This is a genomic window from Streptomyces sp. WM6372 (genome assembly GCF_001279655.1).
Lineage (GTDB): Bacteria > Actinomycetota > Actinomycetes > Streptomycetales > Streptomycetaceae > Streptomyces.
The window spans coordinates 60006-74576 of sequence record NZ_LGDB01000197.1 but is presented as its reverse complement, the minus strand read 5'-3'; the positions used below and the strand labels follow the sequence as shown (position 1 = coordinate 74576).

General features: G+C 71.3%; 13 protein-coding genes and 2 tRNA genes. 11 read left to right on the top strand and 4 right to left on the bottom strand.

Going from position 1 to position 14571, the window contains the following annotated elements; genetic code table 11:
* The 3 genes from ADK52_RS23650 to ADK52_RS23640 all read left to right on the top strand — a co-directional run.
* Positions 1–970, top strand: a 970-nt coding sequence (locus ADK52_RS23650) for an AIM24 family protein (protein WP_199828540.1), incomplete at its 5' end; no start/stop codon positions are given.
* 29 nt (positions 971–999) lie between these two features.
* Positions 1000–1680: an AIM24 family protein gene (locus ADK52_RS23645; RefSeq protein ID WP_053691839.1), complete on the top strand. Its 681-nt coding sequence runs from the start codon at positions 1000–1002 to the stop codon at positions 1678–1680.
* A 17-nt stretch (positions 1681–1697) separates the two neighbouring features.
* Positions 1698–2453, top strand: coding sequence for an AIM24 family protein (locus ADK52_RS23640; RefSeq protein WP_053691838.1), 756 nt, complete (start codon positions 1698–1700; stop codon positions 2451–2453).
* Between the two features lie 67 nt (positions 2454–2520).
* On the opposite strand, the gene ADK52_RS23635 is transcribed toward ADK52_RS23640, so the two are convergent.
* The gene (locus tag ADK52_RS23635; RefSeq protein WP_053691837.1) at positions 2521–3045 is read right to left on the bottom strand and encodes an NUDIX hydrolase; all 525 of its coding nucleotides are present in this window, start codon (positions 3043–3045) and stop codon (positions 2521–2523) included.
* A complete protein-coding gene (locus tag ADK52_RS23630) occupies positions 3042–4526 on the bottom strand; it encodes a zinc-dependent metalloprotease (RefSeq protein WP_234344183.1) in 1485 nt (494 codons plus the stop codon). Before ADK52_RS23630 ends, ADK52_RS23635 begins: the two co-directional genes overlap by 4 nt.
* A gap of 192 nt (positions 4527–4718) precedes the next feature.
* Here ADK52_RS23630 and ADK52_RS23625 point away from each other — a divergent pair, with 192 nt between their 5' ends.
* The 4 genes from ADK52_RS23625 to ADK52_RS23610 all read left to right on the top strand — a co-directional run bounded on the left by ADK52_RS23625 (position 4719) and on the right by ADK52_RS23610 (position 8047).
* On the top strand, positions 4719–5882 hold the full coding sequence (locus ADK52_RS23625) for an SDR family oxidoreductase (RefSeq protein ID WP_053691836.1): 1164 nt from the start codon (positions 4719–4721) through the stop codon (positions 5880–5882).
* Positions 5883–6021: 139 nt separating this feature from the next.
* A complete protein-coding gene (locus tag ADK52_RS23620; RefSeq protein WP_053691835.1) occupies positions 6022–6483 on the top strand; it encodes a molybdenum cofactor biosynthesis protein MoaE in 462 nt (153 codons plus the stop codon).
* Between the two features lie 157 nt (positions 6484–6640).
* Positions 6641–6838 (top strand): hypothetical protein, encoded by a 198-nt coding sequence (locus ADK52_RS23615; RefSeq protein ID WP_053691834.1) that lies wholly within the window; start codon positions 6641–6643, stop codon positions 6836–6838.
* A 117-nt stretch (positions 6839–6955) separates the two neighbouring features.
* Positions 6956–8047 (top strand): PDZ domain-containing protein, encoded by a 1092-nt coding sequence (locus ADK52_RS23610; protein WP_053691833.1) that lies wholly within the window; start codon positions 6956–6958, stop codon positions 8045–8047.
* A gap of 33 nt (positions 8048–8080) precedes the next feature.
* Here ADK52_RS23610 and ADK52_RS23605 read toward each other — a convergent pair whose 3' ends face one another.
* Positions 8081–8647: a PPA1309 family protein gene (locus tag ADK52_RS23605; RefSeq protein WP_053691832.1), complete on the bottom strand. Its 567-nt coding sequence runs from the start codon at positions 8645–8647 to the stop codon at positions 8081–8083.
* A 149-nt stretch (positions 8648–8796) separates the two neighbouring features.
* Between ADK52_RS23605 and ADK52_RS23600 the strand changes: the two genes are divergently transcribed.
* From ADK52_RS23600 to ADK52_RS23585, 4 genes are all read left to right on the top strand, one after another.
* A complete protein-coding gene (locus ADK52_RS23600; RefSeq protein ID WP_053691831.1) occupies positions 8797–11673 on the top strand; it encodes a UPF0182 family protein in 2877 nt (958 codons plus the stop codon).
* A gap of 45 nt (positions 11674–11718) precedes the next feature.
* Positions 11719–11792: transfer RNA gene (locus tag ADK52_RS23595), tRNA-Met, on the top strand.
* A 373-nt stretch (positions 11793–12165) separates the two neighbouring features.
* Complete coding sequence (locus ADK52_RS23590; RefSeq protein ID WP_420714927.1) at positions 12166–13878, top strand: tetratricopeptide repeat protein; 1713 nt, start codon at positions 12166–12168, stop codon at positions 13876–13878.
* A gap of 77 nt (positions 13879–13955) precedes the next feature.
* Positions 13956–14029 (top strand) — tRNA-Met (locus ADK52_RS23585).
* Between the two features lie 108 nt (positions 14030–14137).
* Here the strand turns inward: ADK52_RS23585 and ADK52_RS23580 are convergent.
* Positions 14138–14557 (bottom strand): Fur family transcriptional regulator, encoded by a 420-nt coding sequence (locus tag ADK52_RS23580; RefSeq protein WP_053691848.1) that lies wholly within the window; start codon positions 14555–14557, stop codon positions 14138–14140.
* Positions 14558–14571: the final 14 nt, after the last annotated feature.

The following is a 14571-nucleotide window of genomic DNA, read 5'->3' as shown; positions in this document are numbered from 1 at the left end:
GTACCAGCAGCCCGCCCCGCCGGCCCCGGTGCACTCGGCCCCGACCATGGTCGGCCCGATCACCACCCCGCCGGCCCCCGCGCCGTACGGCCAGCCGCCGCACGCCCCGCAGCCGCCCGGCCCGCCCTCGTACGGCCAGCAGCCGCAGCCCTCGTACGGCCAGGTGCCCGGCTACGGCGGCCAGGTCCCGCCGCCCGCCCCGGCCCCCGCGCCCTACGGGCAGGTCCCCGGACAGCAGCCGCCCCCGTACGGCCAGCAGGTCCCCGGCCAGCAGCCCGGCTACGGCCAGGGCGCCCCGCAGGCCGCCGGCGCCGGCCTCGCCGCCGCCCTCCAGCCGTACAAGGAAGTCCCCACCGGCACCCGCTGGACCGCGCAGAACCAGCAGCTCATGCGCGTCGACCTGGCGATGGGCGGCCAGCCCGTCCTCGCCCGCCAGGGCAGCATGGTCCTCTACCAGGGCAAGGTCGACTTCAGCTACAAGGGCGCGGGCTTCGCCGGCCGCATCGTCGGCAACGCCACCGGCCAGGAGATGCAGCTGATGCGCTGCAGCGGCCGCGGCCAGGTCTTCCTCGCCGAGAACGGCGCCCACCTGCACGCCATCGAGCTCCAGGGCGACGGGATCTGCGTCTCCGCCGAGAGCGTCCTCGCCTTCGACGAGAGCCTCCAGCACGAGGTCCGCCGCATCGAGGGCCACGGCATCCCCGGCGGCGCCCTGTTCACGATGCTGTTCCAGGGCTCCGGCACGGTGATCGTCAAGACGCACGGCACGCCCGTCGTGCTGCCCGTCACCCCGACCACCTTCGCCGACAGCAACGCCATCGTCGCGTGGTCGGCGGCCTCCCAGGTGATCGTCTCCAGCCAGGTCCGGCTGCGGCGCAACGCCTACCCCGGCCACAGCGGGGAGACCGTGAACCTCCAGTTCCGCGGCGCTCCCGGCAACTTCATCGTCGTCCAGCCGTACGAGGTCTGAGGGAGCCCCACATGAATGCCATGAACGCAATGAACCAGCAGCTCGCGGGCTACGCCCCCACCCCCGTCACGGCCCGCATGGAGAACCACGGCAAGGCGATGCTCAAGGTCGCCATGCAGAGCGGCCAGGACCTCTTCGCGCGCACCGGATCGATGGTCGCGTACGAGGGCTTCGTCCAGTACGAGCCCAACCCGCCGGCCCTGCGCCAGATGGCCTCGCAGTGGCTGACGGGCGAAGGCGCCCCGCTGATGAAGTGCACCGGAGACGGCCTGCTCTACCTCGCCGACTACGGCGCCGACGTCGTCGTGATCAACCTCAACAACGACGCCCTCTCGGTCAACGGCACCAACCTGCTCGCCTTCGACGCCCACCTCCAGTGGGGCGTCGAACGGGTCAAGGGCATGGCCAAGTTCGCCGGCCAGGGCCTGTTCAACGTGCAGATCTCCGGCACCGGCTGGGTCGCGATCACCTCCCGCGGCACCCCGATCGTGGTCGACTGCGGCCGCGGCGAGGACGAGACGTACGTCGACCCGGACGCGCTCGTCGCCTGGTCCCCGAACCTCAAGGTGAAGGGCAAGCGCAGCTTCAAGGCCTCGTCGATGATCGGCCGGGGCAGCGGGGAGGCCTACCAGATGGCCTTCTCCGGCCAGGGCATCGTCGTCGTACAGCCCAGCGAGGACAGCACCGACCGGCTCCGGACCCGGGGCTGAGGGGGAGCGGACACATCATGCAGAGCGCACTTTTCGCCCACGCCGAGGCGCAGTCCCAGGAGCGGTACGCCGTCCAGAACCCGCAGCTGCTGCGGGTCACGCTGGCCGGCTCCGACGACGTGCTCGCCCGCAAGGGCGCCATGGTCGCCTACCAGGGCATCATCGACTTCGACGGCGAGTACCAGAGCACCACGCAGCGCACCGCCCGCGCCCGCACCGGCGAGGGCCTCGACCTGATGCGCTGCTCGGGGCAGGGCACGGTCTACCTGGCCAACCTCGCCCAGTACGTGCACGTCGTGGACGTGGACCAGGACGGCCTCACCGTCGACAGCAGCTACGTGCTGGCCCTGGACTCCACCCTGCACACCGAGGCGATCGCGGTGGACAGCCAGTACGGGATCTCCGGCTCCGGCAAGTACCAGCTCAACATCACCGGCCGCGGCAAGGTCGCGCTGATGACCTCCGGGCAGCCGCTGATGATGCAGGTCACGCCCGACAAGTACGTCAACGCCGACGCGGACGCGATCGTCGCCTGGTCCACCTCGCTGCGCGTGCAGATGCAGGCCCAGACGCACTCCACCGGCGTCTGGCGGCGGCGCGGCAACACCGGCGAGGGCTGGGAGCTCAGCTTCCTCGGCACCGGCTTCGCGCTGGTGCAGCCGAGCGAGGTGCTGCCGCCGCAGAACGCCCAGCTCGGACAGGGCATGGCCGCGCAGTACGGGATGGGTCAGCACGGCGTCCACGCCCAGAACCAGAACAACGCCTGGAACTAGCCCGAAGCGCACGGAAGGGGCGGCTCCGCGGATGCGGGGCCGCCCCTTCCGTGCTGTTCGCAGGGGGTCAGAGCCGCGCCCGGGTCGCCTCCATCAGCCGTACGACCGAGGCGTCGGCCACCGCCGCCACCTCCTCGTACGGGAACCAGCGCAGGTCCAGCGACTCCTCGCTGATCTCGGCCACCGCGCCGGCCGGAGCCAGCGCCGCGTACTGCACGTCCAGGTGCCAGTTGCACGGCGCCGGGATCGGGTGCCGGTCCAGCCGTACGGGGCCGCCCGGAAGCAGGGTCAGCCCGGAGGCGATGCCCGACTCCTCGACGGCCTCGCGCAGCGCGGCCCCGGCGAGGGTGGTGTCCTCGGGCTCGCAGTGCCCGCCCATCTGGAGCCAGATACCGAGCTTCTTGTGCAGGGTGAGCAGGACGCGCCCGCCCGCCGGGTCGATGACCAGCGCGCTGCCTGTGATGTGCCCCGCCCGGCAGGGCTTGTAGACCCCGTCCGGGTGGGCGGCCAGGTGTTCCAGATACAGATCGCGCAGCTCGGGCTGGGCCTCGTACTCCTTGAGGACCAGCACCGCGTCGTCGTACAGGCTCACTTCTTCGCTCCACCCTCACCGTCGGAGTCGGAGTCGGAGTCGGAGTCGGAGGTGGGGGTGGAGGTGGAGGTGGAGTCCGCTTCGCCCTGCGGTCCCTTGCCGCGCTTCTCCGCCGCCTCGCCGAGCATCTTGTCGATCTCGGAGAAGTCCAGCTGCTCGCGGTGCACGAACCCGTCCGGGTCGTCCAGGTCGGAGGCGGTCGGCAGCATGTCCGGGTGCTCCCACAGCCCGTCCCGGCCGTCCACGCCGCGCGCGTCGGTCAGCGAGGCCCACAGCCGCGAGGCGTCCCGCAGCCGGCGCGGGCGCAGCTCCAGCCCGACCAGCGTCGCGAAGGTCTGCTCGGCCGGACCGCCCGAGGCGCGCCGCCGGCGCATGGTCTCGCGCATGGCGTCCGCCGAGGTCAGCCGGGGCTTGGCCGCCTCGTGCACGACCGCGTCCACCCAGCCCTCGACCAGCGCGAGCGCCGTCTCCAGGCGGGCCAGGGCGGCCTTCTGCTCGGGGGTGTCCTGCGGCTGGAACATGCCGCCCTGGAGCGCCTCCTGCAACTGCTCCGGGTTGGACGGGTCGAGCTGGCCGACCACGTCCTCCAGCTTCGAGGTGTCGACCTTGATGCCGCGCGCGTACCCCTCGACCGCGCCGAACAGGTGCGAGCGCAGCCACGGCACGTGCGCGAAGAGCCGGGCGTGGGCCGCCTCGCGCAGGGCCAGGTACAGGCGCACCTCCTCGGCGGGGACGCCGAGGTCCTTGCCGAAGGCCTGGATGTTCAGCGGCAGCAGGGCGGCCTTGCCGGCCGGGCCCAGCGGCAGCCCGATGTCGGTCGAGCCGACGACCTCGCCCGCGAGGGTGCCCACGGCCTGGCCGATCTGCTGGCCGAACATGGCGCCGCCCATGGAGCGCATCATGCCGAGCAGCGGGCCCGCCATGGCCTGCATCTCCTCGGGCAGCACGCTGCCCATGGCCACGCCGACGCGCTCGGCGACGGGGTCCACGAGCTCCTTCCACACCGGGAGGGTCGCCTCGACCCACTCGGCGCGGCTCCACGCGACGGCCGTGGTGGCGCCCGAGGGCAGCGAGGTCACGCCGTCCAGCCAGTGGTCGGCGAGGCGCACGGCCTCCTCGACGGCGGACTTCTCGGAGCTGCCGACGCTGGCGTCCTTCACCCCGTCCGACGTGCCCTGGGCCACGGTCTGGCGGGCGATGTCCTTGGCCATGTCCCAGTTCACGGGACCGCCCTCGTAGCTGAGCATCTGGCCGAGCTGCTGGAAGGCCGCGCCCAGGTCGTTCGGGTTCATCGAGCCGAACATCGCCGCGAACGGGTTGTCCGCGCCGCCGGGGCCGCCGGCGCCGCCCGGCAGGCCCATGCCGGGGAACCCGAACGGATTCGGGCCGCCCTGACCGCCCTGATTGCCCTTCTTCTTGCCTTCGTCGCCGTTCTCCGGCTCCTCCGGCGGAAGGCCGAATCCGAATGGGGTGTCGCTCACGGGTTTCCTCGGCTCGTAGGGCCGCCGGCGGGAGCCGACGGGAAATGGTCCGACAACACCACCCAGCGTAGACACCAGACCCGCTTCCGGGCTCGGTGCTCCGCCGACTCCTGGGCTGCGGCAGGATGGACATCACCTGGTAGGTACGCGTCACGACGCGTCCCTACTGAAGACAACCGCTGGAGACGCCTGGTGAGTTCCCCAGATCCACAGGTTCGCGCGCCCCACGACGCCGAAAACCGCCCTGAGCACGGCGAGAGCGCCCATGGCGTTCGCCAGCCGCGAAACCAGGCGGGCCCCCGCAAGAACAGCCCCGTGATCGCCGTGACCGGCGCCGCCTCCGGGGTCGGGGCGGCCCTGGTGGCCCGCCTGGCCGATTCCGACGAGGTCAAGCAGGTCGTGGCGATCGACGAGCGGCGCGGCGAGTGCGCTGCCGCGCAGTGGCACGTCCTGGACGTGCGCGACCCCGCGATCGCCGAGAGACTGCGCGGCGCCGACGTGGTCGTCCACCTGGCACTGGACCTCGACCTGGAGACGGACCCGGCGGCCCGCACGGCGTACAACGTACGCGGGACCCAGACCGTGCTCACGGCGGCCGCGGCGGCCGGGGTGCACCGGGTCGTGCTGTGCACGTCCGCGATGGTCTACGGGGCGCTCCCGGACAACGACATCCCGCTGTCGGAGGACTCCGAGCTGCGGGCCACGGCCGAGGCGACGGGCGTCGGCGACCTGCTGGAGATCGAGCGGCTGGGCCGCAGGGCGCCGCGGGCGCACCCCGGTCTGAACGTGACCGTGGTCCGCCCGGCGGTCCTGGTCGGCGGCACGGACACGGCGCTGACCCGGTACTTCGAGTCCCCGCGCCTGCTGGTGGTGGCCGGATCCCGGCCGACCTGGCAGTTCTGCCACGTGGAGGACCTGGTCAGCGCGCTGGAGTACGCCGCGCTGGAGAAGGTCGAGGGCGAGCTGGCGGTCGGCTGCGAGGGCTGGCTGGAGCAGGAGGAGGTCGAGGAGCTGAGCGGCATCCGCCGCATGGAGCTCCCGTCGGCGGTCGCGCTGGGCGCGGCGGCGCGACTGCACCGGATCGGCCTGACGCCGTCCCCGGCCGGGGACCTCGCGTACACGATGCATCCGTGGGTGGTCAGCGTCAGCGGGCTGCACGCGGCGGGCTGGCGGCCGCGCTGGACCAACGAGGAGGTGCTGGCCGAGCTCCTCCAGGAGGTCGCGGGCCGGCACACCGTCGCGGGGCGCCGGCTGGGCCGCAAGGACGCCACCGCCGCGGGAGCCGCGGGGGCGACGGTCGCACTCCTCGGCGCCGCCGCGGTGGTCCGTGCCGCCCGGCGCCGCCGAGGGCTCTGACCTCGAAGCTCCGCCCGGGCCGGGGGCCCGGGCGGGCGGCCCGGGCCGTTGGTCCTGTAGGAGGCTCCATACCCTTGGGTCGTACAGCCGGTCGAATCGGCTATACCGCGATGTGAGAGCAGTGGTGCACGATGGCTGCATGGCACCGCACTTCGACCACCCCGGCGAGCAGGCCGCTCCGGACCCGATCCGGCTGCTCGGGATCCGCGAGACCCCGCTCTCGATAGACGAGGTCTTCCAGGCCGTCGGCGACGACGCGACGGGCGGCACCACGCTCTTCGTCGGCACCGTGCGCAACCACGACGGCGGCGCCGACGTCGACGGGCTCGGCTACTCCTGCCACCCGACGGCCGAGGCCGAGATGCGGCGCATCGCCGAGCGGGTGATCGCCAAGTACCCGGTCCGCGCCCTGGCCGCGGTCCACCGCATCGGCGACCTGTCCGTCGGAGACCTCGCGGTGGTCGTGGCGGTGTCCTGCCCGCACCGCGGCGAGGCCTTCGAGGCCTGCCGGATGCTGATCGACGACCTGAAGCACGAGGTCCCGATCTGGAAGCACCAGACCTTCTCCGACGGCACGGAGGAGTGGGTCGGCGCCTGCTGAGACGCGTCGGCACCCCCGCGCGCGGGGTGGTGGTGGCGTACGGGTACTGTCCCACTCGTTCGGCCGCGCAACACGCCCTCGATTTGCGTAACCCCCTCCCGGGCACGAGCGTTGAAGCCACCAACGACACGTACTTTCGGGGCAGGGAGGCACGTCCATGGCGTCATTGGCGTGGTTGCTGATTCCGCTGTTCGCCGCCATCGGAGCGGCGATATGGGGCAGCTGGGCGGCTCGCGACCGCACTCAAGGTGACATATCCGAACTCGCGGGATACGCGAGGTTCCGTGAAGCCATGGACAAGGCCGATCAGGCCGGGGCGAAGGCAGCGGCCCATTCCGGTTCCGACGCGGTATGACGCGTCCCGGGCGAGGCCCCCTCGGCGCCCTGGGAATCCGCTGAGAGTTCGGCGTACGGCCCCCGTACGGACCGGCCCCGGCGGCCGGCCGTCAGGGCCGTCACGTACTGTCGATCCATGCCACGCCGCACTGCGACGATGCTCGCCTCCACCCTCATGCTGTTCGCGCTGCTCTGCGCAGGGGTGTTCATCAAGGTCCCGTACTCGGAAATGAGCCCGGGCCCGACGGTGAACACGCTCGGGGACTCGCGCGGCGAGCCCGTCATCAGCATCGCGGACCACAAGACGTACCCGACCAGCGGGCACCTCAACATGACGACGGTCCGCGTCACCGGCGCGGACTACGACATGAACCTGCTGGAAGCCGTCTACGGCTGGCTGTCCGACGACAACATCGTCCTCCCGCACGAGAACCTCTACCCGGACGGGAAGACGGAGGAGCAGTCCACGCAGGAGAACGCGGAGGAGTTCAGCCAGTCGCAGGAGAGCGCCAAGGTGGCGGCCCTCAAGCAGCTGGGCACGCCGGGCGTCACCAGCCGCGTCGTGGTCGCCACCGTCGTCAAGGGCAGCCCCGCCGAGGGCAAGCTGCACGCCGGAGACGTGATCCGGGCCGTGGACGGCAGCCCGGTGGGCGCCCCCGAGGACGTGGCCAAGCTCGTCACCAAGCGCAAGGCCGGCGAGCCGGTCGAGTTCACCATCGTGCCCGCCGCCGAGGCGGCCGAGGCCGAGAAGGCGCACCGCGAGCCCACCGGTTCGTCCAAGGTCGCGATCACCACCGCCAAGGCGGAGGGCGACGGCCACGCCATCGTCGGCATCCGGGCGGGCACCGACCACACCTTCCCGTTCACGATCGACATCAAGCTGGCCGACGTCGGCGGCCCGAGCGCGGGCCTGATGTTCGCCCTCGGCATCGTGGACAAGCTCACCCCCGGCGATCTGACCGGCGGCAAGTTCGTCGCGGGCACCGGCACGATCGACGACACGGGCAAGGTCGGCCCCATCGGCGGCATCCAGATGAAGACGATCGGCGCCCGCCAGGCCGGCGCCGAGTACTTCCTGACGCCCGCCGAGAACTGCGGCTCCGCCTCCCAGCACATCCCCGACGGCCTGACCCTCGTGAAGGTCTCCACCATCGACGACGCCGCGAAGGCGCTGGAGAAGATCAGCAAGGGGGACGCGGCCGGGCTGCCGCAGTGCGGCAAGCCCTGACCCGTACCGACCCCTACCGGTTCCCCGTCCCGCTCAGTCCAGGAACGTCGCGGCCAGCGCCTCGGCCAGCCCCGGCACCAGGCTCGCGCCGGTCAGCACCTCGGTCGACGAGTCCTTCTCGCGCAGCCGCACCGCGGACTCACGGGACCCGTCGCGCAGCACGCCCACGGTGAGGCGCACCTCCTGCCGGTCCGGGTGCGCCGCGACCCACTTGGCCAGCTGCTTGTCGCTGAGCCCCTCCGGTACGGAGGCCTCCGCGGACGGCGGCAGCATCAGCCGCTCCACCGTCAGCGCGCAGCCCACGATCGACGGGGGCCAGGCGATGGTTCCCAGGAACTTGTCCAGCGGCGTGCCCTTCGGCACCTCGTCCTGCTCGATCGGGGTCAGCTGGCTCTTGCCCGCGTCGTCCTGGTCGAGGCCGAGCTGGCTCGCGAGCCGCGGCTCCGACTTGCGCAGCCTGGCGGTGTCGACGAGCGCGAAGAGCCGGGCGGGCTTGTCCCAGCCGAGGGAGGAGGCGTACTCGTCGATCTCTAGGACGGCACGCGTCAGGGGGGTGGCGGCCATCGGCGTGCCGCCCGGGGAAGGCGAAAGGTTGGACATGGACAACATCCTGCCTCCTTTCCACCCGATACCGGGAACTGACTAAAGCCTCAGTAAGTTGCATGAGTGGGCCCTACCATCGGCCCAGCTTTTGAAATGTTCCGCAACGAGACTCAGCGACTTTCGAGGTGCGCACCTTGGCTTTCCAGATGCCGGACCGCGGCGGAGGCCCCTCCGGGCCACGGATGAGAGTCGGCCGCCCCTCCCGGCGCGCCCGCACTCTTCTGATGACCTTGGGCGTACTGGCCGTCCTGGCCATGGCGTTCATCATGTTCGCGGGCTTCTGGACGGACTGGCTCTGGTTCCGCTCCGTGAAGTACTCCACGGTCTTCACCACCACCCTGTGGACCAAGATCGGCCTCTTCGCCGTCTTCGGCCTGCTGATGGCGGGTGCCGTCGGGCTGAACATCTGGCTGGCGTACCGGCTGCGGCCGCCGCTGTCCGCGATGTCGATGGAGCAGCAGAGCCTCGACCGCTACCGGATGAGCGTCGCCCCGTACAAGCGGTGGCTGCTCCTCGGGATCGCGGCGCTCGTCGGCATGATCGCGGGCGCCTCGGCGGCGGGCCAGTGGAAGACCTGGCTGATGTACGTGAACGGGGTGCCCTTCGGGCAGAAGGACCCCCAGTTCCACCTGGACGTGTCGTTCTACACCTTCGACCTGCCCTGGTACCGCTTCCTGCTCGGCTTCGGCTTCGCCGCGGTCGTGCTGTCGGTGATCGCCGCGGTCGTCGTCCACTACCTGTACGGCGGACTGCGCGTGACGAGCCCGGGCGCCCGGGCCACCGCCGCCGCGACCGGGCACCTGTCGGTGCTGCTCGGCCTCTTCGTGACGCTCAAGGCGGTCGCGTACTGGCTCGACCGGTACGGCCTCGCCGTGAAGTCCAGCGACTTCAAGGCCGCTGACAACTGGACCGGCCTGCGCTACGTCGACGCGAACGCGTACCTGCCGGCGAAGACGATCCTCGTCGCCATCGCCGCCATCTGCGCCGCGCTGTTCTTCGCGACGCTGTGGCGCCGTACCTGGCAGCTGCCGGTCATCGGCTTCGGCCTGATGGTGCTCTCGGCGATCCTGATCGGGGGGCTGTACCCGGCGATCGTGCAGAAGTTCCAGGTCCAGCCGAACGAGCAGGCCAAGGAATCGCCGTACGTCGAGAAGAACATCAAGGCGACGCGTGACGCCTACGGGATCGACCGCTCCGAGGTGAAGGACTACCCGGGCGTCCCGCAGACCGAGGACAAGACCAAGCTGCGGCAGGCGGCCGACACCACGGCCAGCGTCCGGCTCCTCGACCCGAACATCGTCTCCCCGGCCTTCCAGCAGCTCCAGCAGGTCAAGGGCTACTACGCCTTCCCGTCCACGCTCGCCGTGGACCGGTACAGCGGCCAGGACACGGTCATCGGGCTGCGCGAGCTGAACATCGGCGGCATCCCGAAGAACAACTGGATCAACGACCACTTCAAGTACACGCACGGCTACGGCGTGGTCGCCGCCAAGGGCACCACCGTCAAGGACGGCGCCCCCGACTTCACGCAGTCCGACCTGCCCTCCAAGGGGATGTTCGGCACGGACTTCGAGCAGCGCATCTACTACGGCGAGCAGACGAAGCAGTACTCGATCGTCGGCGGTCCGCAGAAGGAGCTCGACTACTCGGACGACAAGGGCGAGAAGGAGACGAGCTACAAGGGCGACTCCGGAGTCAACCTCGACAACCCGGTCAACCGGGCGGCGTACGCGCTCGCGTTCAGCGAGCCGCAGATCCTCTACTCCGGCGCCATCGGCGACGGCTCGCGGATCCTCTACCACCGCACGCCCAAGGAGCGCGTCGAGGCCGTCGCCCCGTGGCTGACCATCGACGGCGCCCCCTACCCGGCGGTCGTCGACGGCCGGATCAAGTGGATCGTCGACGCGTACACGACGACGAACGGCTACCCGTACGCCTCGCGCACCACGCTGGGTCAGAGCACCGCGGACTCCCTCACCAACAGCCAGCGCGCCGTAGTGGCACAGGAGAACCAGGTCAACTACATCCGCAACTCGGTCAAGGCCACGGTCGACGCGTACGACGGAACGGTCAACCTGTACCAGTGGGACACCGAGGACCCGGTCCTCAAGACCTGGATGAAGGCGTTCCCGGGAACGGTCAAGCCCAAGAGCGACATCTCCAAGCCGCTCATGGACCACCTGCGCTACCCGCAGGACCTCTTCAAGGTCCAGCGCGAGCTGCTCACCCGGTACCACGTGACCGACCCGCAGACCTTCCTCAGCGGCAGTGAGGCCTGGGCCGTCCCGGACGACCCGACGACCAAGGCCGGTACGGCGGTCCCGCCGTACTACCTGTCGATGAAGATGCCGGGCCAGAAGGAGAAGGACCAGGTCTTCTCGCTCACGACGACGTTCACGCCGAACGAGCGGGACAACCTGAGCGCCTTTATGGCGGTCAACGCCGATCCGGGCACCCCGGACTACGGCAAGATCAGAATCCTGAAGCTGCCGACCAGCAAGCCGGTCGACGGCCCCAAGCAGGTGCAGAGCAAGTTCCAGTCGGAGCCGAAGATCGCCGAGTCGATCCGGCTGCTGCGCGGCGGCGACTCCGAGGTCGAGTACGGCAACCTGCTCGCGGTGCCGCTCGACGGCGGGATGCTGTACGTGGAGCCGGTGTACGTGCGCAGTTCGAATCTGAAGTACCCGCTGCTGCGCAAGGTGCTGGTGACGTACGGGAACCAGACGGCGTTCGAGGACAGCCTGGAGAAGGCGCTGAACGTGGTCTTCGGGGCGGAGGCGCCGACGGTGCCGACGACTCCGGTGACCCCGCCGGGCGAGGGCACCACCACGCCCCCGGCCTCCCAGAACCCGACGGTCAAGGCAGCGCTGGACGACGCCAAGAAGGCGATCGAGGCGGCCGACAAGGCCCGCCAGGCCGGCGACTGGGCGGCCTTCGGCAAGGCGCAGGACGACATCAAGGCGGCGCTCCAGCGGGCGATCGACGCGGAGGCGAAGCCGGCGAGCCCGCCGCCCGCGGGGTAACCGGTAATGGCTCAGTCCCGCGTCGTGATACTGTGGTTTCACCGACGCGGGGTGGAGCAGCTCGGTAGCTCGCTGGGCTCATAACCCAGAGGTCGCAGGTTCAAATCCTGTCCCCGCTACTGAAGATGAAGGCCCGGATCCATGGGATCCGGGCCTTCGTCATGTCCGGGTCCATCAGGTCTTTCGTCATGTCCAGGAGGACACGCGGGGGCCATGAGGTAGCTGAGACGGGTGAGTTGGGGCGGGAGCGTGTTTGACTTATCTCTCTGTGGGCATGTCGACAAAACGCTGTAGTGACCTCACAGGCTGCGACATACCAGGTGTACGCGGGTAGCAGGTGATGCGACGATGGGATTTATGGGGGACAGGTCAACTCTGCTGGAGACAGGGCGGTTTGTGAGGGCGGAAGTCGAATCGGGCGCAGAGGCCAACGAGGAGGCTCCGGTCGTTAACGCGCAGACCGCACTGACCGATGCGGATTTCGCGGAAGAAATGTTCGCCGAGACCGACCCGGCGAGCGACACCGAGCTGGAAGCACGGCACCGGGTCGCGGCCGACCGGGGGGACCCGGGCGCGATGAGCGTGCTCGGGGCGCTGCTGCTGCGCCGGGGCGACCTGGCCGGCGCCGAGCCGTACCTGCGCGGCGCCACCGCGGAGGGGGACCGCGCCGCCGCGAACAACCTCGGCGTGCTGCTGCTCCAGCGCGGGTACCCCGAGGAGGCCGCCGGCTGGTGGCGGGTCGCCGCCGTGGCCGGATCCGCCCCGGCCGCACACGCCCTGGGACGCCACTTCCGCGAGCGCGGGGACGAGCCCGCCGCCGAGTACTGGCTGCGCCAGGCGGCGGAATCCGGCCATGCCCTGGGCGCGTACGGGCTCGCCGACCTGCTGGAGCACCGCGGCGACAAGGGCGTCGAGCGCTGGCTGCGCCAGGCGGCCGAGCAGGGGCACCGCGAGGCCGCGTACCGGCTGGCCCGGCACCTGCGCAAGGGCGACCCCACCGAGGCGGAGCAGTGGTACCGGCAGGCCGCGGCGCGCGGGCACCGGCGCGCCGCGCTGCACCTGGGCGCCCTCCTGGAGGCGCGCGGGGAGCTCAAGGAGGCCGGGCGCTGGTACCTGACCTCCGCCAAGCAGGGCGAGGCGCGGGCGGCGTGCGCGCTCGGCTTCCTGCTGCGCGACGCCGGCGACGAGGAGAGCGCCGTCGCGTGGTGGAACCGGGCCGCGCAGGACGGCGACGGCAACGCGGCCAACGCCCTGGGCGCCCTGCACGCTGCGCGGGGGGAGACCCAGACCGCGGAGAAGTGGTACCGGACCGCCATGGACGCGGGCGACCAGAACGGGGCGTACAACCTTGCTTTGCTGTGCGCCGCACAGGAGCGGACCGCGCAGGCCGAGCAGTGGTACCGGCGGGCGGCCTACGCCGGCCACCGGGAGGCCGCCAACGCCCTCGCGATCATGCTGCTCCAGGTCGGCGACGCGGCGGGCGCCGAGCCGTGGTTCTCGAAGGCGGCCGAGGCGGGCAGCGTCGACGCCGCGTTCAACCTCGGGATCCTGTTCGCGAGCCGGGACGAGGACCGGACAGCGCTGAAGTGGTACGAGCGGGCCGCGTCCGCGGGTCACACCGACGCGGCGCTCCAGGTCGGCATCGCGCTGGTCCGCGACGGCGAGGACCGGGCGGCCGAGCGGCACCTGCGCTGCGCCGCGGGCGGCGGCAGCGCGGAGGCGGCGTTCCGGCTGGCCGCGCTGCTGGAATCGCTGGCTCCGCCGCCGGAGCCGGTGGCGCTGGGCGAGCCGGTCGGCGGGGGCGAGCGCAGCGAGAGCGAGGAGTGGTACGAGCGTGCCGCGGAGCTGGGGCACCGGCGCGCGCAGGTGCGGGTCGGGATGCTGGCCGCCGCGCGGGGCGATCTCGCCGTCGCCGCGCGGTGGTACCGGGAGGCCGCCGAGGCGGGCTCCCGGAACGGTGCGTTCAATCTCGGCCTGCTGCTGGCGCGCGAGGGGAACGAGCCGGAGGCCGCGTTGTGGTGGACCCGGGCCGCCGTGGCCGGCCACGGCCGGGCGGCGCTGCGGCTGGGGCTGCTGGCCGCGCGCCACGGGGACCTGGCGGAGGGGCAGAAGTGGTGCGTCCGGGCCATGGAGCTGGGCCCCGCGGAGGTCTCCGAGCGGGCGGCCCGGCTCCGTGAGGCCCTGGCGGAAGAGCTCTCGGCCTGACGGTGCGGCTCCGCCGAGCCGGAAAGTTAAGCGATTTGCATCTGTCGGGGGGCCTCGCGTAAAGTCGTGTTCACCGACGCGGGGTGGAGCAGCTCGGTAGCTCGCTGGGCTCATAACCCAGAGGTCGCAGGTTCAAATCCTGTCCCCGCTACTGAAGGCCGAAGGCCCGGATCCTCTGGATCCGGGCCTTCGGTCGTTTCACGGCAAGGGCAAAGAAAGAGGGGCCCGGGAGCATCGCTCCCGGGCCCCTCTCCGTTCGTTACGCCGCCGCCGCGCAGGACGGGCACAGCCCGCGGTACGTCACCTCGACCGCCGACACCACGAAGCCGAACCGCTCCGCGTCCGGCAGGTCGGCCAGCGGGTTGCCCGCCGGGTGCACGTCCCGGATCGCGCCGCACTGGGCGCACACCAGGTGCTGGTGGGGCTTGTGGGCGTTCGGGTCGTACCGCTTGGCCCGGCGGTCGGTCGCGACCTCCAGGACCTCGCCGAGGGACACCAGCTCACCCAGCGTGTTGTAGACGGTGGCCCGCGAGATCTCCGGCAGCTTGTCCACCGCGCGCGCGTGCACCTCGTCGGCCGTCAGGTGAACGTGGTCACCGTCGAGCACCTCGGCCACGACGCGCCGCTGTGCGGTCATGCGCCATCCGCGTCCGCGAAGTCGTTCCAGCAGGTCACTCATGTACACCAGCCTAA

Bases quoted from the DNA above. Each gene is read 5' to 3' on its own strand.
- ADK52_RS23645 (WP_053691839.1), top strand. From the start codon at position 1,000: ATGAACCAGCAGCTCGCGGGCTACGCCCCCACCCCCGTCACGGCCCGC.
- ADK52_RS23640 (WP_053691838.1), top strand. From the start codon at position 1,698: ATGCAGAGCGCACTTTTCGCCCACGCCGAGGCGCAGTCCCAGGAGCGG.
- ADK52_RS23620 (WP_053691835.1), top strand. From the start codon at position 6,022: ATGGCACCGCACTTCGACCACCCCGGCGAGCAGGCCGCTCCGGACCCG.
- ADK52_RS23615 (WP_053691834.1), top strand. From the start codon at position 6,641: ATGGCGTCATTGGCGTGGTTGCTGATTCCGCTGTTCGCCGCCATCGGA.
- ADK52_RS23610 (WP_053691833.1), top strand. From the start codon at position 6,956: ATGCCACGCCGCACTGCGACGATGCTCGCCTCCACCCTCATGCTGTTC.
- ADK52_RS23605 (WP_053691832.1), bottom strand. From the start codon at position 8,647: ATGTCCAACCTTTCGCCTTCCCCGGGCGGCACGCCGATGGCCGCCACC.
- ADK52_RS23600 (WP_053691831.1), top strand. From the start codon at position 8,797: ATGCCGGACCGCGGCGGAGGCCCCTCCGGGCCACGGATGAGAGTCGGC.
- ADK52_RS23590 (WP_420714927.1), top strand. From the start codon at position 12,166: ATGTTCGCCGAGACCGACCCGGCGAGCGACACCGAGCTGGAAGCACGG.
- ADK52_RS23580 (WP_053691848.1), bottom strand. From the start codon at position 14,557: ATGAGTGACCTGCTGGAACGACTTCGCGGACGCGGATGGCGCATGACC.